The sequence below is a fragment of the Enterococcus malodoratus ATCC 43197 genome, from assembly GCF_000407185.1.
Taxonomy (GTDB): Bacteria; Bacillota; Bacilli; order Lactobacillales; family Enterococcaceae; genus Enterococcus_A; species Enterococcus_A malodoratus.
The window spans coordinates 562258-582182 of sequence record NZ_KE136483.1 but is presented as its reverse complement, the minus strand read 5'-3'; the positions used below and the strand labels follow the sequence as shown (position 1 = coordinate 582182).

22 protein-coding genes, 1 tRNA gene and 1 other annotated feature are annotated in these 19925 nt (G+C 42.8%); of the genes, 1 reads left to right on the top strand and 22 read right to left on the bottom strand.

What is annotated here, in order from left to right; translation table 11 throughout:
- Positions 1-119: 119 nt before the first annotated feature.
- The 17 genes from sufU to I585_RS18120 form a co-directional block, all read right to left on the bottom strand.
- On the bottom strand, positions 120-593 hold the full coding sequence (gene sufU / locus I585_RS18200; RefSeq protein WP_010740564.1) for a Fe-S cluster assembly sulfur transfer protein SufU: 474 nt from the start codon (positions 591-593) through the stop codon (positions 120-122).
- Positions 580-1815, bottom strand: a complete 1236-nt coding sequence (locus tag I585_RS18195; RefSeq protein WP_010740565.1) for a cysteine desulfurase — start codon at positions 1813-1815, stop codon at positions 580-582. The genes sufU and I585_RS18195 overlap by 14 nt, the downstream gene beginning before the upstream one ends.
- A complete protein-coding gene (gene sufD / locus I585_RS18190) occupies positions 1815-3092 on the bottom strand; it encodes a Fe-S cluster assembly protein SufD (protein WP_010740566.1) in 1278 nt (425 codons plus the stop codon). The genes I585_RS18195 and sufD overlap by 1 nt, the downstream gene beginning before the upstream one ends.
- Before the next feature lie 13 nt (positions 3093-3105).
- The gene (gene sufC / locus I585_RS18185; protein WP_010740567.1) at positions 3106-3876 is read right to left on the bottom strand and encodes a Fe-S cluster assembly ATPase SufC; all 771 of its coding nucleotides are present in this window, start codon (positions 3874-3876) and stop codon (positions 3106-3108) included.
- A 139-nt stretch (positions 3877-4015) separates the two neighbouring features.
- Positions 4016-4438: a GFA family protein gene (locus I585_RS18180; RefSeq protein ID WP_010740568.1), complete on the bottom strand. Its 423-nt coding sequence runs from the start codon at positions 4436-4438 to the stop codon at positions 4016-4018.
- Positions 4439-4606: 168 nt separating this feature from the next.
- The gene (locus I585_RS18175; RefSeq protein WP_010740569.1) at positions 4607-5377 is read right to left on the bottom strand and encodes a DeoR/GlpR family DNA-binding transcription regulator; all 771 of its coding nucleotides are present in this window, start codon (positions 5375-5377) and stop codon (positions 4607-4609) included.
- Positions 5378-5476: 99 nt separating this feature from the next.
- On the bottom strand, positions 5477-6337 hold the full coding sequence (locus I585_RS18170; RefSeq protein WP_010740570.1) for a ketose-bisphosphate aldolase: 861 nt from the start codon (positions 6335-6337) through the stop codon (positions 5477-5479).
- Positions 6337-7734, bottom strand: a complete 1398-nt coding sequence (locus tag I585_RS18165; RefSeq protein WP_010740571.1) for a PTS fructose transporter subunit IIC — start codon at positions 7732-7734, stop codon at positions 6337-6339. Before I585_RS18165 ends, I585_RS18170 begins: the two co-directional genes overlap by 1 nt.
- Complete coding sequence (locus I585_RS18160; protein WP_010740572.1) at positions 7731-8189, bottom strand: PTS sugar transporter subunit IIA; 459 nt, start codon at positions 8187-8189, stop codon at positions 7731-7733. Before I585_RS18160 ends, I585_RS18165 begins: the two co-directional genes overlap by 4 nt.
- A 226-nt stretch (positions 8190-8415) precedes the next feature.
- Positions 8416-9258, bottom strand: coding sequence for a MetQ/NlpA family ABC transporter substrate-binding protein (locus I585_RS18155; protein WP_010740573.1), 843 nt, complete (start codon positions 9256-9258; stop codon positions 8416-8418).
- 61 nt (positions 9259-9319) lie between these two features.
- The gene (locus I585_RS18150; protein ID WP_010740574.1) at positions 9320-10006 is read right to left on the bottom strand and encodes a methionine ABC transporter permease; all 687 of its coding nucleotides are present in this window, start codon (positions 10004-10006) and stop codon (positions 9320-9322) included.
- Positions 9999-11033 (bottom strand): methionine ABC transporter ATP-binding protein, encoded by a 1035-nt coding sequence (locus I585_RS18145; RefSeq protein WP_010740575.1) that lies wholly within the window; start codon positions 11031-11033, stop codon positions 9999-10001. Before I585_RS18145 ends, I585_RS18150 begins: the two co-directional genes overlap by 8 nt.
- Positions 11034-11145: 112 nt before the next feature.
- Positions 11146-11409, bottom strand: a binding site (T-box leader).
- Between the two features lie 62 nt (positions 11410-11471).
- Positions 11472-11804: a glycine cleavage system H family protein gene (locus I585_RS18140; protein ID WP_010740576.1), complete on the bottom strand. Its 333-nt coding sequence runs from the start codon at positions 11802-11804 to the stop codon at positions 11472-11474.
- Between the two features lie 4 nt (positions 11805-11808).
- Entirely contained in the window at positions 11809-12162 is a 354-nt protein-coding gene (locus I585_RS18135) for an arsenate reductase family protein (protein WP_010740577.1), read from the bottom strand.
- A complete protein-coding gene (locus I585_RS18130) occupies positions 12155-13351 on the bottom strand; it encodes an FtsW/RodA/SpoVE family cell cycle protein (RefSeq protein ID WP_010740578.1) in 1197 nt (398 codons plus the stop codon). The genes I585_RS18135 and I585_RS18130 overlap by 8 nt, the downstream gene beginning before the upstream one ends.
- An 89-nt stretch (positions 13352-13440) precedes the next feature.
- Positions 13441-14067 carry a DUF1361 domain-containing protein gene (locus I585_RS18125; protein ID WP_010740579.1) on the bottom strand — a complete coding sequence of 209 codons (627 nt, stop codon included), beginning with the start codon at positions 14065-14067 and terminating at the stop codon, positions 13441-13443.
- Between the two features lie 101 nt (positions 14068-14168).
- Positions 14169-14241 (bottom strand) — tRNA-Thr (locus tag I585_RS18120).
- Positions 14242-14375: 134 nt separating this feature from the next.
- Here I585_RS18120 and I585_RS18115 point away from each other — a divergent pair.
- Positions 14376-14612 carry a hypothetical protein gene (locus tag I585_RS18115; RefSeq protein WP_010740580.1) on the top strand — a complete coding sequence of 79 codons (237 nt, stop codon included), beginning with the start codon at positions 14376-14378 and terminating at the stop codon, positions 14610-14612.
- 44 nt (positions 14613-14656) lie between these two features.
- Here I585_RS18115 and upp read toward each other — a convergent pair whose 3' ends face one another.
- The 5 genes from upp to prfA all read right to left on the bottom strand — a co-directional run bounded on the left by upp (position 14657) and on the right by prfA (position 19891).
- Positions 14657-15286, bottom strand: coding sequence for a uracil phosphoribosyltransferase (upp, locus tag I585_RS18110; protein ID WP_010740581.1), 630 nt, complete (start codon positions 15284-15286; stop codon positions 14657-14659).
- Positions 15287-15485: 199 nt separating this feature from the next.
- Positions 15486-16733 (bottom strand): serine hydroxymethyltransferase, encoded by a 1248-nt coding sequence (gene glyA, locus I585_RS18105; protein WP_010740582.1) that lies wholly within the window; start codon positions 16731-16733, stop codon positions 15486-15488.
- A 69-nt stretch (positions 16734-16802) separates the two neighbouring features.
- The gene (locus tag I585_RS18100; RefSeq protein WP_010740583.1) at positions 16803-17816 is read right to left on the bottom strand and encodes an L-threonylcarbamoyladenylate synthase; all 1014 of its coding nucleotides are present in this window, start codon (positions 17814-17816) and stop codon (positions 16803-16805) included.
- A gap of 178 nt (positions 17817-17994) precedes the next feature.
- Positions 17995-18825: a peptide chain release factor N(5)-glutamine methyltransferase gene (gene prmC, locus I585_RS18095; protein WP_010740584.1), complete on the bottom strand. Its 831-nt coding sequence runs from the start codon at positions 18823-18825 to the stop codon at positions 17995-17997.
- Entirely contained in the window at positions 18818-19891 is a 1074-nt protein-coding gene (gene prfA / locus I585_RS18090) for a peptide chain release factor 1 (RefSeq protein ID WP_010740585.1), read from the bottom strand. Before prfA ends, prmC begins: the two co-directional genes overlap by 8 nt.
- Positions 19892-19925 lie beyond the last annotated feature (34 nt).

The window sequence follows — 19925 nt, the reverse complement described above, 5'->3', positions numbered from 1 at the left end:
GCTAAAGCAGAAAGTAGAACTGACATCCTTAATCATACTAATGTATTTATTTTTCTTTTCAGAAAAATAAGTTTGATTCTCATGCCGTATGCAATCAGTAAAATTCGCAACGGACATTTTTAATCTTTATGATACTGCCCTTCGCGTGCTTTGCCTTGTTCGTTGGTCAAGGCTTTGCCTAATGCTTTCCATGCTAATGTGGAGCATTTGATGCGGGCTGGGAATTTTGCGACACCGCTGAGCATCGCCGCGTCTCCCAAGGCTTCTTCATCTTTTTCAGGGATCTCATTACCTTGCACCATTTGGGCAAAAATCACTGCTAAATGTTCTGCTTCAGAGACTGGTTTGCCGACGACTGCATCCGTCATCATCGATGCACTCGCTGTTGAGATCGAACAGCCGCTGCCGGAAAACGCGATATCTGTGATTATGTCGTCTTTGACAATCAATTCAAGTTCGATCACGTCACCACAGGTCGGATTATTCATCTCGATCGTTTGCGTGGAATCACTCAACTTGCCCCGATGATGCGGATGAGAGGAATGATCCAAGATCACTTGCCGATATAAATTGTCTAATTTAGATAGCGCCATCTTTGAAAAACTCCTTCGTCGCCTGAATTGCTTCGATCAAACGGTCCGCGTCTTCTTTCGTATTGTAGAAATAGAAGCTGGCCCGCGCCGTTGCTGGCAGATTCAAATAATTCATTAATGGTTGTGCACAATGATGTCCTGCTCGCACAGCGACACCCTCCATATCTAAAGCGGTCGCCACATCATGCGGATGGATCGCATCCAAATTGAAGGCGATCACGCCAGTATGATGTTCCGGATCTTGCGGTCCGTAAGTGGTGATCCCGCCGATTTCATGCAGTTTCGGTAAAACGTAAGCAACTAGTTCTTGTTCGTAACGGTGAATGTTCTCCATGCCGATATCGTTCAAATAATCAATCGCGCCACCCAAAGCAATCGCACCTGCGATGTTCGGTGTGCCGGCTTCGAATTTCCATGGCAATTCTTTCCATGTACTGTCGTAGAGATTCACGAAATCGATCATCTCGCCGCCGAATTCGACTGGTTCCATCTGCTCTAGCCATTTACGTTTTCCATATAATACACCGATTCCTGTTGGTCCGCACATCTTATGCCCGCTAAAGGCAAAGAAGTCTGCATCCAATGCTTGAACATCAACCACCATATGCGGTGCTGCTTGTGCACCATCTACGATCATTACCGCATCATTGACATGAGCCATTTCCGCGAATTCTTTAATCGGATTGATAACCCCAAGGACATTAGAGACATACGCCAATGAGACGATCGCTGTTTTTTCGTTGATGATCTCTTTTGCGGCAGTCATATCAATGAAGCCTTCATCCGTTAATGGCAAGTAACGCAGTGTGGCGCCTTTGCGCTCGGCAAGCTGTTGCCATGGAATGATATTGGAATGATGTTCCATATAAGAAATCACGATCTCGTCGCCTTCCTTAATAAAAGCATCGCCATAGCTGCGGGCTAACCAGTTCAACCCAGTTGTTGTTCCGCGAGTGAAAAGAACCTCAGCCGTTTCTTTGGCATTGATGAATGCACGGACTTTTTCGCGACTATTTTCATAATCTTCGGTCGCCCGTTCAGCTAACGTATGCACACCGCGATGAACGTTGGCATTATCGTTTTCATAGTAATGGCGCAGCACGTCCAAGACTTGCGTCGGTTTTTGTGTTGTCGCCGCATTATCTAAATAAACAAGTGGTTCATCATTTACTTCTTGGAAAAGAATCGGAAAATCTTTTCTAATAGTAGAAAAATCCCTCATTATTTACTCAACTTCCCTTCGATCGTTGCGATCAATTGCTCTTGGGTGGCTTTGACTGGAATAGCCGTAATCACTGGCCCTAAGAATCCGCGGATAACCAAACGTTCAGCTGCCGCTTTTTCTAACCCGCGACTCATCAAGTAGAAGAGTTCATCAGGATCGACCCGGCCAACACTGGCCGCGTGTCCGGCAGTTACTTCGTTTTCATCGATCAATAAAATCGGATTGGCATCTCCGCGCGATTTTTCAGACAGCATCAATACACGACTTTCTTGTTGTGCATCGGCCCCCTTCGCTCCTTTTAAGATATGCCCGATTCCGTTGAAGGTCAAGGTTGATTTTTCAAGAATAACACCATGCTGCAAAATGTGTCCGATCGTATGAGGGGCTTTATTGGTTACCCGGGTATCGATTCCTTGAATTTGTTTGCCATCGCTGATCGCCACAATCTTCACTTCTGAATGCGAACCTTCGCCAACTAAGTCAGAATCAAAGTCCGCGATCACATTACCGTCGTTCATGATACCGATCGCCCAATCAATCATGGAGTCACGCATCAAGTAGCCGCGGCGGTTCATGTAAGTCGCGATGTTCGCACCTAATGAATCGACCGCTGAGAATTTCACACGAGCACCTGGTTTGGTGATCACTTCGACAACCACGTTACCAGAAAGTTTCTTCGCCGCATCGCCGTGTGATTCAAAGCGTTCCAAGTATGAAAATTCACTATTATCTTCCGCCACGATTAAGACGTGTTTGAAGAAATGTGCATCGTCATCGCCATTATGCAAGAAAAGACTTTCAAGCGGTTCTTCGATCACGACATTTTTTGGTACATATAAGAAGACCCCGTTGTTCATGAAGGCCGCGTGCAGTGCCGTCAATGAATTTTCTTCAACCGGTACGGCTTTTTGCATGTAATATTCTTTGACTAGTTCGGGATGTTCTTGCATCGCTGTGACTAAGTCTGTGAAGATCACGCCTTGGTCAGCTAGTTTTGGTGAAATTTGTTCGAACACCGTTGTTTCACCAGCTTGCACAACCATCGGATTGTCTTTCATTTGATCAAAGCTGGGAATCGTTCCCGCTGCTTCTTGATGTTCAGGTTTTACATTATAGAGATTCCAACGAGCGAATTTTACTTTTTCAATTACAGGTAAAGGCAGCTCGTCGATCTTGTTTAGCGCATTAACACGCAAATCAGTCATCCATTGAGGTTCGGCCCATTCGGATGAGTAAGCTTTGACGGCCTCAAGATATTCTGTCCATTTTTTCATCTATCTTGCCCTCCTAAACTTCTTCTTTGTAATCGATACCTAATTCAGCAGAAATCCCTGCGTAGCCTTCAGCTTCTAAACGTTTCGCTAGTTCTGCGTCACCAGTCAAGACTACACGACCATCCATCATAATATGCACCACATCCGGAACGATATAGTTCAATAGACGTTGGTAGTGAGTGATGATCAAGGCACCGAAGCCTTCGCCGCGCATTTCATTGATCCCTTTTGCTACGACTTTCAACGCGTCGATATCTAGACCTGAGTCGATTTCATCTAAGATCGCGAAAGTTGGTTCGATCATTAATAATTGCAGGATTTCATTGCGTTTCTTTTCCCCGCCTGAGAAGCCTTCATTCAAATAGCGTTCAGCCATTTCTTCCGGCATGTTCAATAGATCCATTTTCTTATCTAGTTTTTTCAAGAATTGCATCACAGAAATTTTTTCATCTTCTTCACGACGAGCGTTGATTGCGGCACGCATGAATTCTGCATTACTGATCCCTGGAATTTCACTTGGATATTGCATCGCTAGGAACAGGCCTAGACGTGCACGTTCGTCGACTTCCAAGTCTAAAATATTTTTACCATCAAAAAGAACTTCGCCTTTAGTGACTTCATAGTTTGGGTTACCCATGATCGCTGCGGACAAGGTAGATTTACCTGTACCGTTCGGCCCCATGATGGCATGTATTTCTCCCGTCTTCATTACTAAATTGACGCCCTTTAGGATTTCTTTATCTTCAATGGCAACGTGTAAGTCTTTAACTTCTAAAACTGACATGAAAGTACCTCCAAATATTTTTTCTCGTTCTCACATATTTTAATCTAAATGAGAATGGAATACAAACCGATTCACCGAATTTCTTCTAAGAAACAACCCTTTATTTAGAATAATTATAAATTTGTTCGGTCGTACCGCCTTACTCTGAATCATTAAAAAGTTTTTGTAAAAAGGCTTCTTCCGTTAATTTTTCCGTCGCTTCCTGATAATGGAAGAACGCCGGCTTCTGATCATAAAATATTTCTCCTACTAATTTTGCTTGGTCGATCTCATCAAACAAGCCCGCAGGAAAATAATATTCATCATCCGCCAAGCTATGATAGAACAAACTGCTGCCGCAGGTCTTGCATGAACCACGCTCCGCCCATTCAGAAGACATGAAGCGTTGAATTTGTTCTTCTCCGCGCAAAGAGAAATCTTTTGGTAAAACACCCGCTAATGACAAAAATGGCCCGCCGAAAAACTTTTGACACATATGGCAATGACAGACGGTAATTTCTTCTGCTATCTGAGGAATATTAATTTTTACCGCTCCGCATAAACAGCTTCCTTTTACTTTCATATAAAAACTTCCTTCCTATATAATGACGTTTTTTGGGAAAACATTACGTTCGTTCAGTCTATTTTCTACTCTTCTAGTTTAGCAATAAAACTATTCTTAGGATATTTGTTTTTCAAATAGACAAAAAAAACGTTGAAAGGAACGACCCCTCCAACGTCGCAGATAGCTTCAATACAAACATTTGATATGATGATGATTTAACTTAGCCATTTTTTCAGCTGACACAGGATTTTCGGTGATCAGGTAATCGATCTCGTGACAAGCAATGGCCTGATACATGTATTTATGATCCAGCTTATCTTCCGTAGCCAATACGACTAAATGATTGGCTTGTCTGCGAAAGGCTTTTTTGATCAACGCTTCGCCTTCATGTGTCTCGGTAACACCATGATTGAAGTCCAATCCGCGACAGCCGATAAACGCAATATCCGCATTATAGGTTAGGATATCGTTATAGGCCTTTGAGCCATTGATCGTTGCTCGTTTTGGAACGATCGAACCGCCTAATATCGAGACATGAGCTGTAGTAAACTCACTCAACATCGCCGCTGTGAGGACGCCATTCGTAATCACTTGTAACCCATCAAATTTGCTTAAATTCTTGATCAGGTGCAAACTCGTTGTACTGGAATCTAAAAAGATAACCATATCGTCCTTTACTAACGTTTCGGCGACGTCAGCAATATATTGTTTATTGTCCTCTTCATTCAAACGAGTGACTTTCATCAAGTATGGTACATCAATCTTTTTATTATCAATGATCATTGCGCCGCCGCGCGTTCTCCGAATCAGTCCATTTTCCTCAAGCAAAACCAAATCTCTTTTGACTGTGGCTTCACTATAATTAACCAGATCAATCAAATCCGCGACAGTCGCAAACTGATTGACCTTTAAATAATTGACAATCTGCTGTTGCCGATCTTCAATCGCACTTAGCATCTCTTCCCCTACTTTCCTCTGCATTTTATCTAATTATAACTTTTCTAAAGGAAAAGAAGACAGCCCTTCCAAAGAATTTGAAAGTTCTGCCTTTTTTCATTAATATAACTCAGCTTTTCCGATCGTATTTAGCACACTCAACTTATGTCTGACAACCTCTTTTACCTTGTTGTTAGCCTCTGGAAAAACATCTCCCGGCTCATACATTTCGGGATTTTTATTTAGAATATCACGTAGAGCATCAAAGAACACACTCTTGAGGTCGGAGCTCAAATTGACCTTTGCAACCCCGTATTTAACTGCTTCGCTCACTTCAGAATCTGGATTTCCCGAACCGCCATGTAATACAAATGGGATGTCGAGCCGCTCATTCAATTCTTTCAGTAATTCGATATTTAATTTTGGCGTCATATCTTTAGGATACAGTCCATGAGCTGTCCCAATCGCTACAGCAAGTGTATCGATACCTGTTTCCTTCACAAATTCTTCTGCTTGGTTTGGATCGGTGTAAATGATATTGGCTGAACCGCCTTCTGCTGAACCATTGTTTCCGATTGTGCCTAACTCAGCTTCAACGGACACATTCACGTCATGAGCTAACGTAACGACTTCTTTGGTCAGCTTCATATTATCCTCATAACTCTGTGTCGAAGCATCGATCATTACAGAAGTATAACCATTACGAATCGCTCGCATCACATCTTTCACCGAACCGCCATGATCCATATGAATCACGACAGGAACTTTGCTATTGTGGGCATATTCCTTGGCCGCCGCCACGAATTCGTCATTTAAATACGCGATCTCATCAGGATGTATTTCTAAAATCACCGGAGCGTTTTGTGTTTCAACTTCTTCCATAATGGCTTTCATCATATCGTAACTGCAAATGTTGAAGGCTGGTACGGCAAATTTGTTTTCTTTAGCGACTTTCAATAAATCCTTCATTGTATATAACATTATGCTTCCACCTCATTGATCATTTTTTTATCTTCAACAGTAATCGGTTTTTTTAACAACCCAACTGCTATTGCTGTAACTAACGTACCTGCGACGATCGCTAAGAGATACATCGGCAAGTTGTTCATAACATTTGGAATGAGCATCACCCAGATACCGCCATGAGGAGCCATGGAAGTAACGCCCGCTGCCATTGATATTCCCGCTGCGGTAGCCGAGCCAAGCATCAAACTAGGAATCACTCGAATCGGGTCTGCCACTGCAAACGGAATGGCCCCTTCAGTAATGTAGGAAGCCCCTAAGATCCAACAAGATTGTCCTGATGTTCGTTCTTCTTTAGTAAATTTATTTTTAAATAGAAGCGTTGCTAAGGCCAAGCCCAATGGCGGCGTCATTCCTGCCGCCATACAAGCAGCAATTGGTGCATTGACACCCGCAGACATTAAACCGATTGAAAAAGTCGAAATCGATTTGTTTATCGGTCCGCCCATATCAGCGGCCATCATAATACCGATCAATAATCCAAACATCAGCCCAGAAGTATTCCCCAAGCCGTTCAACCAGCCAGTCAGCGCATCCAATACCCAAGCAATCGGCTTATCTATTAAGAAAACCATCGCTAGCCCAATGATTAAAATGGAAACCAATGGAACGACGATCAATTGATAAATTGCTGCAAGTTGCTGCTTAACATTGACTTTATTGGCTAAAATATCAGTCAAATATCCTGCTAACAGTCCCCCGATCATCCCGCCTAAGAAACCTGAACCACCATTCGCTGCCAACAGTCCGGCAACGATTCCTGGAGCAAAACCGGCTTTTCCGGCAATCGAACTAGCAATCCCTGCACCTAATGCTGGTACCATCATTGCAAAAGCAGTTCCGCCGCCAATCGTTGATAGAGCTCCCGCAAGCGCATTGTAATCATCTGATTTGGGATCAGATGCTGTTATTCCGAAGGCAAAACTTAAAGCGATAATAATCCCGCCTGCGATAACAAATGGCAGCATATAATTGACGCCGTTCATAAAATGATTGTAGATGCCGCTTTTACGTTCCTGTGAATCATTTTTCTTATCTGCTGAAATTTCAATTGTACCTACATTTGCCAGAGCTTCTTCAATTACCTTCTCCGGTTCTTTAATCGCTCTACTAGTCGAAACACGTTTAATCTTCCGACCAGCAAAGCGGCTGGTATCAATATCCTTATCGACAGCTAGAATGATCGCATCCGCCGACTTGATTTCTTCAGCCGTTAATACATTTTCCGTTCTTGCGCCTTGGGTCTCGAACTTGGCTTCATAACCTAAATCTCTGGCCGTTACCTCCAGCTTTTCAGCAGACATATACGTATGGGCGATCCCAGTGGGACAGGCGGTGATTCCGATTATTTTCATGATGATTCCTCCTTGCTTATGATTTCCAATACTTCTATCGCATTGTCAGCTTCTTTCAACTGACTTCTAAACGTCTGATTCATTAATCTTCGTGACAAATTACTCAATATTTCCAAATGGATATTTGAAGTCTTTTTAGGTACTAAAATTGCAAAAACCCATTCAATCATTTGACCGTCTATTCCGACATAATCGGAAATTTTACCTGTGCGTACGAAACAAATGGTCGGTTGTAAAACAGCTTTGCTTTGTGCATGAGGGATTCCAAAACCATCCTCTATTCCGGTTGAAGTCTCCGCTTCTCTTTGATATAAATCTTTGATTACTTTCTTTGCTTTCGTTACCCGTTGCTTTTCTTCAAGTAATTGACCAAGTGTTTCAAACAGTGCCTCTTTTGAACGTATTGACTCATCAAATATAACTAAATCGTTCATCATTAAATCAATTAGCTTCACTCTAAAAACCTACTTTCACAACTAGGATAGCGCTTTCCTGTTTATGGTGATACTATAGCATCGCTATCCAAACCGTTCAATATTTTGACTGATTTTCGGTTTAAAACTCTTTTATCACTAAAAAAGTTCACTAATCATGAGCTATACAGATCATAATTAGTAAACCTTTTAGGATTTCATACAAAAAAATCCTCAATACAAATGTATTGAGGATAAACGCTAAAATTTATTTATCAACGGGTTTTACTGAACCGTCCCATTTTTTCAAGATCCAGTCTTGAACGTCTTTTTCGTGTAATACTTTAACTAATTTCTTGATGCGTGCATCGTCTTTATCTGCTGTACGAACGGCAAGGATGTTCGCGTAAGGTGATGTGTCTTTTTCAAGCAGAACAGCATCTTTGACTGGATTCAAGCCAGCACCATAAGCAAAGTTGGCATTGATCGCTACTAGATCGCCTTCGTCATTGTTATAAGTCGTTGCTAACAAGGCTGGATCGATTGAATGTTCGAATTTCAATTTCTTAGGATTTTCTGCAATGTCATCAAATGTCGCAGTTTCTAAATCAACACCGTCTTTGACTTTAACTAAGCCAGCGTCTTGCAAGATTGTGATGATACGGCCCCAGTCTGATTCAGAGCTTGAAGTAATCACTGTCGCGCCTTCTTTTAAATCCTTAACATCTTTGATTTTCTTAGAGTATAAGCCCATTGGTTCGATATGGATCGCACCGGCATCGGTAAATTTGTAGTCATTTTCTTTGACTGCCTTTTCAAAGAACGGTTTGTGTTGGAAGTAATTGGCATCGATATCTTTATCTGCTAACGCTTTGTTAGGCAATACGTAGTCATCGAATTTTTTGATTTCCAGCTTCACGCCTTCTTTTTCAAGCAATGGTTTTACGTGCTCCAAGATCTCAGCATGAGGTGTTGGTGACGCGCCTACCACTAATGTATCGCTTTTTTCTTTACTGCTGCTGTCAGAAGATCCTGAACTGCTGCTTCCGCAAGCTGCCAATCCTACTGTTAATAATGCCACTGCCGCAAAACCTAAAATTTTCTTTTTCATTGATGGTTCCCCCTAAATAATTTTAATGGATGTATTTTTAAGAATAATAGATATTCTGTTGCTAACGTTTGTCTGTACGTTTCGTCAAGAAATCGCCGACGCCTTGAACGATGAAAACAATGATCAAGATAATAACTGTGGCTACTAAAGTCACGGTGTAATTGCCGCGTTGATAGCCTTCTTGCCAAGCTAAGGCTCCAAGACCACCTGCTCCGATCGCACCAGCCATTGCGGTGAAACCGATCATCGAAACTGAGGTAACCGTCAAACCTGAAATCAATGCTGGCAAACTTTCTGGAATCAACACTTTATAGATTGTTTGGAAATAGCTGGCCCCCATTGAATCAGCTGCCTCCAATACTCCTGAATCGACTTCACGAAAGGCGATTTCAACCAGCCGCGCATAAAACGGTGCCGCTGATAATACCAAGGCGGGAATCGCCGCTTTGGCTCCCAGCATCGTTCCGACTAAAGCTTTCGTAAACGGAATGATCAAAACCATCAAGATCATAAATGGTGTTGATCGGAAGATGTTGCTGAGAATGGAGACTAATCCGTACAAAATGCTGCGGGCTGCGGAATGCTTGCGTCCCAATGAATAGAGCAGCAGACCCAGCAATAATCCTAAAACAAATACGATCAACATTGAAATAATCGTCATGAACAAGGTATCATTAATGGCCTCTTTCAAGGTATCCCAAGTTACTTGTTGAAAATTTAAGTATGTCTCTGAAAAACTCTTATCCACGGTGCAGCACCTCCACTCCAACTTGTTGGCTTTCAATAAAGCTGATAGCCTGATCAACTTCCCGCGGATCGCCGGTCAACTGAACGGTCAGAGTTCCAAACGAGCTGCCTGTCGCCCGCTCAATATTGCCGTATACGATACTGATGTTGACTGGGAATTTGCGAATCGCTTGTGAGACCACTGGCTCATTGGCATTGTTTTCCAAGAAATGCAACGTGGCCAATGTTCCAGTTGGATTCTCCTTAACAAACTCTTCCAATAATTCAGAAGGATCTGCTTTTGGTTCGAGATCCTGTTGAACGAAAATCTTAGTCACTTCCTGTTGTGGATGGCGGAAGACTTCGCGGACAGAACCTTCTTCCACGATTTTTCCTAATTCCATCACAGCGACCTTGTTGCAGATTTTGCGGATCACATTCATCTCATGGGTGATCAGTACGATCGTCAAACCAAGCTGTTGATTGATATTTGCTAATAACTCTAAAACTTCCTCGGTCGTTTGCGGGTCCAGCGCGCTGGTCGCTTCATCACAAAGCAGGATATCTGGATCATTCGCTAATGCCCGTGCAATGCCGACTCGTTGTTTTTGTCCGCCGGATAATTGAGAAGGATACGCATCCCCTCGGCCATCCAGACCAACTAAGTGCAGTAATTCTTCCGCCTTCTTGCGGCGCTGCTCTTTTGCCACACCTGCTAATTCCAATGGCAATTGAATATTTTCGATCACTGTCCGTGACCATAATAGATTGAAATGTTGGAAGATCATTCCAACTTTTTTACGAAATGTACGTAATGCCGCGCCTTGAAGCTTCGCAACATCCTCTCCGTTCACAAGGACCTGTCCATTCGTTGGTGCCTCTAATCCATTTAATAAACGAACCAATGTACTCTTCCCTGCGCCTGAATAACCGACGATGCCATAGACATCCTTTTCTTCGATTGCTAAGTTGATTCCATTGACTGCGTGGATCGGTCCCGTTTTGCCGGCAAAACTTTTCCCCACTTGATTTAACTCAATCAATGCCATGCTTCTTACTCCCTTTCTGACTAACTTCCTTGATCGGTTCTTTTACAAACCTGTAACAGCTGAAGTTTTTTCAAACAAAAAAAGCTTCCGTCCATAAAATGTACAACTGTACACTTAGGACGAAAGCTTTGACTTCCGTGTTACCACCTAAAATTTGTTACGACCTTGCGATCATACCCTCTGCCAGTACTTGCAATGCTGCGTATACTGAGGTGCTGTAACGGGCACTCCCGTGATAGACTTGACTATGCTTTTCTGCCATCTCGTCTATCCCGCTCAAAGACCATTTTCCATCTCATTGCCATAACTCCTTTTCAGCGTACCGGAGCTCTCTTTGTACTTTAATCAGATGTACTTTTCTTTTCATCGCTTTCTCATGTGTATGAAAGGATTATATCAGGCTGATTTTATCCTGTCAAACAACAAGTGAAAATTTCTTTATAACTTTTCAAACTCGTCTACATCGACCTCGCGTAATGATAAGATCCATGCATCTAATTCTTCCTTCACGTTCAATGCCGCAGGATCAGCTGCAACTTTTTCGCTGACTGAAGAAACAACACCGCTCAATGGACTTTTGAATTCTTGGACTGCCTTTTCTGCTTCGATCTCCACCAAGGGTTCGCCTGCTTTGACGACTTGGCCGATTTTCGGTAATGAGATAAAGGTCACTTCTCCTAATGTTTCCGCCATCTCTGCTGTCAGACCCATGCAATAATCTTTATCGTTGTGTAAAATCCATAGGCCGTCATTTTTTTTCAAGTAACTCATTTATTTAAAACGCTCCTTCGTAAGTTGTCTCTTTAAAACCATTCATTAAAAATTGATCATTTTTGATCAGTAATGGGCGCTTCACCAGCATCCCGTCACTTGCTAATAATTCGCTGGCTTCCTTCACTGATAGATCCGCCATTTTGTCCTTCAATCCCAGATCACGATACTTCATACCGCTCGTGTTGAAAAATTTGCGTACAGGCTGTTCACTAGCTGTCAGCCACTTTTCAAAAGTGGCTGCTGAAGGTGTCTCTTGAATCAAATCAATTGTTTCATAGTCCACCCCCGCTTGATCTAACCAAGCTTTGGCTTTCCGACAAGTCGAACATTTTGGGTACCAATAAAATTTAAGCACTACGGGTCCTCCTAATAGGTTTCTTATTCGCACTTTGATAACGCATAGATAGGATCAAGCCGATTCCGATCATATTTCCTAAGATCGATGAACCCCCTTGACTGATAAACGGCAGCGGAATCCCGGTCAATGGCAACAGTCCAATGTTCGCACCAATGTTTTCGAAAACATGGAACAGCATCATCATGACGATTCCCGATGCGATATAGGCATAAAATTCATTATTCATGTCAAAGCATAACCGAATCATTCGATAAATCAAAATAAAATAGAGCAAAACCACAAATGCGCCGCCGACAAAACCAAAGTTCTCACCGATAACCGTAAAGATCATATCCGATTCACGTACTGGCACATAGACATTGCTGACATTGTAGCCCGTTCCCAGCATGCCGCCAGAGCCGATTGCCATTAAGGCGTGAGCCAACTGGAAGCTTTTTCCTTGAGGATCATGGAACGGTTCCAGCCAAGAGTCAATCCGAGCAAATTGATAATTCTTAAAGCCGATATGGGTAAGCAGTTCTCGTCCTGTATCTGTCGTGACTAAGAAAATCAACGTACCGCCTAGAACGGCTGCCACTATCAGTGCCGGAATCAAAATCAACCATGAGATTCCCGACATCAAAAACATTCCCGCAAAAATGGCTAAGAAGACTAGCATCGTCCCAAAATCCTTTTGCGCTAAAACTAAACCAATTACTGGAATCGTAACTAACAACATCTTGCCGATCATAAAGGCATCCGTCTTTAACGTATGAACCTTATTGGCTACATTATGTTTGGTAATAATCAGCGCCATCATCAAAATATAGGCGATCTTCATGAGCTCAGAAGGCTGAAAGGTCAAGGTACCAAATTTGAACCAGTTTTTCGAACCCGTTGAGGCCGCGAGCGTTGGATCATAGAATTTGAGTAAGGCCAGCATAACCGCCAAACCGATCACATATAAAAACGGCGTCAAGCGCCATAAGAGCTTCGCATCAAAATGAATGATGATCACAACAGCTAATGCGCCCACCACATACCACACCGATTGCATCGCAAGACCGCGAAAAACATTCGGATTCCTTGGATCTTGAGTCAATGCGACATACAGGGACAACAGCCCTATCAAACATAATATAAAAACAGGTAAAATAACGCCGTAATCAATCCGGCTGTCATCATTATTATTTTTTAATCTATCCATTGTTCATCTCTTTTCCACCAGTATACTCGCTTTATTATAGACGCTTCTTTGCTTAATGAAAAGCAGGCATCGCTGACTTTGCAAAAACTTTATTCTTCTCCGGCATCCTGCTGCAAAAAATAAATCAAGCCCCAAATCCCCAGCTGTAAAATACTGAACATCAGAACAAATTGAACTTTCCCTGCACTCCAGTTTCCTACCAATAATTCTAACACACGCCACGGATGGACCAATAATTCAATCGAATGAACACGATCAAAACGGCCAATGTAGACGGCAATACTAGAAAGAATCGCTAAAATAGCCAAGCCGCCAATCTTTTGCGGCAACCGCCATTTCCATTTGACTGCGGAAAATAACTTGAATACTTGGGCCATCCCGATAAATACCATCAACAATGCCGGCAGTAACAATAAAAGATACGACCACCAGCCGCTGGAATTGTTTAAGAAATGTCCGCCCCTGCGATAGATATCCAAGCTTGCGAAATGAAACAAATCGGTCATCAAATAAGGAACATTGGGAAAAAACAGCAGCCACAGCGGTGCAAAAAGCCATTGCCATTTACTTCTCAATTTCAGAAAAAGCTGCGCAAAAAGAATCGGCAGCCATGCCAAAAAGACATTCAGCCCCATAAAGGAAAACGTCGTTTGGGTAAAATGCATGAATAAAATATAAATCAAAACACTAAAATGGAACACATAGATTTTTTTCATATTTCTCCTATGATTAACTTTATTACGTACTAATTATAACTAAAGAAAACACCACCGCATTCTTAGCCTAGGCTTTGAAACGATGGTGTTTTCATAAATGATGCCAGCTGCAGGATTTGAACCTGTGACCTACGCGTTACGAGTGCGTTGCTCTACCAACTGAGCTAAGCTGGCGAATCGTACAAATGAAATTATAGAAAACTTCTGCGAAAAAGTAAAGTAAGATTCCTCTTAAAAAGCGATTACATGAAAAAAACTTGAAAATATGCTAAAATAGAGACAGTGATAAAAGGAGGCGTTTGATACAAATGGCTACATTTGGCAAAATAGAGACACACGTTGATCCTTCCGAAGCTGGGAAAGACTTCCCCGTAAAGACACACGTCATGTTCACTATTCGCGGTCAATCCCAAACTGGGATCATCGCTAAACAATTGAAGAACGCAGCAGTCATTGAAATTGATGAGAAGCAAGACAACGAAGACTTGATCAATCATTCCAATGGTGTTGTCGTCATCAATTATAAACAAATGCGAAAGATTTAGTTTCCAAAATAAAAAGCGAACCGCTCAACGCGGCTCGCTTTTTTTTATTTTGTTCCGAATAAACGGTCGCCTGCGTCTCCTAGACCAGGAACGATGTAACCAAGTTCATTCAATTGTTCATCAAGTGCAGCAGTATAGATGTCAACATCTGGATGCGCTTCTTGTAAAGCCTTCACGCCTTCAGGTGCCGCAACTAAGCAAACAAATTTCATGTTTGACGCGCCGCGTTTTTTCAATGAATCAATCGCCATGATTGCTGAACCGCCGGTTGCTAACATTGGGTCAACGATGAATAATTGACGGCTGTCGATATCTTCTGGCATTTTGAAGAAGTATTCATGTGGTTCCAATGTTTCTTCATCACGGAACATCCCGATATGTCCGACTTTTGCAGCCGGGATCAATTCTAAAATACCATCTACCATGCCGATACCAGCGCGTAGAATCGGTACGATCGCAACTTTCTTCCCAGATAACGTTTTTTGCGTTGATAAAGTGATCGGTGTTTCGATCTCGATATCTTCTAATGGCATATCGCGAGAAACTTCGTACGCCATCAACATCGCGATTTCATTCACGACTTCACGGAAAACTTTTGTTCCACAATTTTTATCACGAATAATCGTTAATTTGTGTTGGATCAGTGGATGATCAATTACTTGAAACTTGCCCATAATAAATTGCTCCTTATTCATTTTAAAGTATTCATTTTTCTAAACGAAAAATGCGTTCGGTCAGCATGCCGTCTGCCACTTCTCAAAATCCCATACTGGAAACTGCTTTTTCGTTGGATTTCCTGCGAAACAAGCAGTTAGAATATGACAGTCTTTATTCTGCATTTCTCCTAATTATAAGACAACTGCAGAAAGAAAACTAGTCTAATTCTGCTTGAATTGGATGAGATTCTGTTAATTCTAATACAGCTTTGCGAATCTCCGCCAATCGCTCGTCGTCTCCTTTAGAACGTAAGGTCTCGATGATCAATTCAGCTACTCGTTTAGCATCTTCTTCTTTGAACCCGCGACTGGTGATGGCCGGCGTTCCGATTCGAATCCCACTGGTTTCTTTGAAGCTCTTTGACTCGAAAGGAATCGAATTTTTATTGACCGTAATATGCACCGTATCCAATAATTCTTCCGCTTCACGTCCAGTCACATCAAAGCCGGTCACTTCTAATAGAAGCAGATGATTGTCGCTGGCACCAGAGATTACTCGCGTTTCTGGCGCTTGGTTGAAGGCTTTAACCATTGCTTGAGCATTCTTCAGCACTTGTTCACTGTAAACTTTAAACTCTGGCGCCAAGGCTTCCTTGAAGGCTACGGCTTTCCCCGCAATCACGTGTTCCAATGGTCCACCTTGCAAGCCTGGGAAAACTGCGCTATTAATTTTTTTCGCCAAGTCCGCATCGTTGGTCAAAATCAGACCGCCGCGAGGACCGCGCAACGTTTTATGTGTCGTTGACGTAACGACATCTGCATAAGGTACTGGGTTAGGATGTAAACCCGTGGCTACAAGTCCGGCGATATGAGCCATATCAACCATTAATTTTGCGTCAACTTCATCCGCAATTTCACGGAAACGGGCAAAATCGATTGTCCGACTGTAGGCACTTGCGCCTGCCACGATCAATTTAGGCTGATGTTTCCTCGCCAAAATACGAACGACTTCATAGTCGATCGTCTCTGTATGAGGATCAACGCCATAGCTGACAAAGTTGTATAATTTGCCGCTGACATTTACTGGTGAGCCATGAGTTAAATGGCCACCCGCTGATAGATCCATTCCTAAAACGGTATCGCCAGGATTGATTAATGAAAAGTAAGCTGCTTGATTGGCCTGTGAGCCCGAATGCGCTTGGACATTTGCAAATTTTGCATCAAATAATTCTTTTGCGCGATCAATTGCCAAATTTTCTACCACATCGACAAATTCACAACCGCCGTAATAACGTCGCCCAGGATAGCCTTCCGCGTATTTATTCGTCAAGACGCTCCCTTGTGCCATCTGTACTGCTGCTGATACGATGTTTTCTGAGGCGATCAACTCGATATTCTGCTCTTGCCGCTCCGCCTCATTTTCAATTGCTCCCCATAGTTCGGGATCTAGTGCTTTGTAATCCATCCCAACGCCACCTTTCAAATTTTCTGTTTTAAGTATACGAAAGATTCAGCAGATAATCGAATCTTTTGTTTACTTTTCTGCAAAATAGTTTTGTGCCGCCGCTTTCTTCAAACGATTCATATAAGCCAAGCCTAAATGATCATCAGGAAAGACCTCCGCAAAAATGATATCTGCCTTTTGGGCTTCATCCAGCGCACGTAACCCGCTGAATAGACCGCGTGTCGCAGCTTCAATCGTATCGTCCGCAAAAACAAAACGATCTGCTGAACGATATTGATCCGCAATTTTCGGGGTCGTTAACAAGCCGACTTTCTTGTTGTTCATTTCGGCCCAAGCGATTGCTTGCTTCCAATCAGCCGGTTTGATCATTAATACCGGTGTATCCGGTGAATAATGTTTATACTTCATGCCAGGAGCTTTCGGTGTCTCGCTCTCTGTGACTAAATGCTTGTCCAGCGGAACCTCGATACCTAGAACTTCTTCCAATTTCTCTTTAGTGACCGCTCCAGGACGCAAAATCGTTGGCACCTCGCCGCTCAAATCCAAGACCGTTGACTCCACTCCGATTTGAGTTGCGCCATCATCTAAAATCCCCGCGATTTTGCCTTTTAAATCATGATAAACATGCAATGCGGTCGTCGGACTTGGTTTGCCTGAGGTATTGGCACTAGGACCAACCAACGGCGCACCGGTTTCTTCAATTAAAGATAATGTTTTTTTATTATCTGGCATTCGAAATGCCGCTGTGGATAAGCCCCCCGTCACAACTGGGCTCAAACTTCCTGTTTTGATTGAAAAGATCAATGTTAGTGGGCCCGGCCAGAAATGCTGCACGATTTTTTCGGTCAGCGGATGATAGCTTTCCACATACTCTTTAGTCATCGAAAAGTCCGTGACATGGACGATCAGCGGATTATCGCTGGGACGTCCTTTGACCGCAAAAACTTGCTTCACTGACTCTGGCAAAAGCGCATTAGCGCCTAATCCGTAGACTGTCTCCGTAGGAAATGCCACCAATTCTCCTTGACGTAATAACGCCGCCGCCTGATTTATTTGATCCGATTGAAAAATTTTCGTTTCCACAGCTTCTCCACAGCTCCTTTTTTCGTTTTTCCTAATATAAAAACTTTTGTTTCCGAGTTATCCTCAACTTGTTGATATCTCTGTTGTCAAGTGTGTATAACTATGTTGATAACTTTTTGACGTTTTAAACATTGCTGTATCAGTGTTCTTTTATTATTTTTAAAGCTAAAAATAATTTTCAACTAATGACGACCATCCGATCATTTCCCGACATGTCCTGGTGAACAGTCACTTTTTTTTCTGGAAAGACTGTGCTGAAAATTTCTTGTACTTTACGCCCCTGCTGAAATCCGATCTCTAAAAAAATCATGCCATTTGGTTGTAAAAGCGCTTGGCTTTCTGCCGCAATTTTTTGGTAGACAGCTAGTCCGTCGTTATCAGCAAATAATGCTGTCTTTGGTTCATAGGTTCGTACGCTCTCATCCATCAAGTCCCATTCACTTTGACTGATGTATGGCGGATTACTGATAATGATATCCTGTTTTTCGGTGATTGCTGACAGCACATCGCTTTGTTTAAAACAAATCTCTGCCTTTAAGTCGGCCGCATTTTTCTCGGCAACTTTCAGTGCTTCCGCCGATATATCGACCGCGGTCACTTGCCAGTTTGGACGTTTCAGCTTCAGACTGATAGCGATAGCACCTGTGCCAGTCCCAATATCGACCACCTTTTTAGGCTCAGTATCATTCAGCGACAAACACAGCGCGACGAGCTCTTCCGTTTCTGGACGAGGAATCAAGGTGTCTTCCGTTACTTTAAAACGGTGCTCAAAGAAATATTCATAGCCTAATAAATATTGCGGCGGGATATTCTCCATTAAGCTCGCCAAATCCTTTTCGATCACAGTTTCGTCTTCCGGCGAAATTTCTTCTCGCATGTGCAACAACCATTGCGTTTTATCCCAATGCTTGCGCGCGAGAAAAAGATATTCGATCGCATAACCTTCTTTGCCAGCTGCTTCTAAAAAAGAAGAAGCCCCTGACAGGACTTCTACATAAGTTTTAGCCATTTTGCATATCTTCCAATTTCTTGGTTTGATCATACATAATCAAGGCATCGATAATCTCATCCAGCTTACCTGCTAGGATCTGATCTAATTTTTGAATCGTTAAGCCGATTCGGTGATCGGTCACACGATTTTGCGGGAAGTTGTATGTCCGGATGCGTTCAGAGCGATCCCCAGTTCCCACCGCCGATTTACGACTCGCATCGTATTCGCTTTGGGCTTCTTGTTGAATCTTATCATACACTCGAGCACGCAAGATCTTCATCGCTTTTTCGCGGTTCTTGATCTGCGAACGTTCATCCTGCATCGCTACTGCAATACCCGTTGGAATATGCGTCAAACGGACAGCAGACGCTGTCTTGTTGACGTGCTGTCCACCAGCACCTGATGCGTGGTAGATATCTGTCCGAATGTCTTTGTCGGCTAAATCAATTTCAACTTCTTCAGCTTCGGGCATGACTACGACCGTCGCTGTTGAAGTGTGAATGCGGCCTTGTGATTCCGTTGAAGGCACACGTTGTACGCGGTGCGCGCCGCTTTCATATTTTAGTTTTGAATAGACGTTATCACCAGTGATCATCATGATGACTTCTTTGTATCCGCCGATACCTGTTACGTTGGCTTCCATGACTTCTGTCTTCCAGCCTTGAGCTTCCGCATATTTCTGATACATAGTAAAAAGATCGCCAGCAAATAACGCTGCTTCATCGCCACCTGCGGCTCCGCGAATTTCCATGATGATGTTTTTATCATCGTTCGGGTCTTTTGGTAATAGCAGAATCTTGATTTCATCTTCTAAAGCTTCTTTTTCTTTTTTGAGATCTGACAATTCCTCTTTGGCCATTTCCGCCATTTCCGCGTCTAAGTTTTCACCTAATAATTCTTCCGCGTCACTGATACCTTCCACCACTTTTTTATAGCGGCGATACGTTGCGACTGTATCACGAGTACTAGCCTCTTCTTTTGACAGCTGCATGAAGCGCTGCGTATCAGTGATGACTTCCGGGTCACTCAATAATTCGCCAAGCTCCTCATAACGATCTTCGATAGCTTGCAGTTGATCGTACATTGGTTAAATTCCTCCTAATTTCGTTATTCCTTCT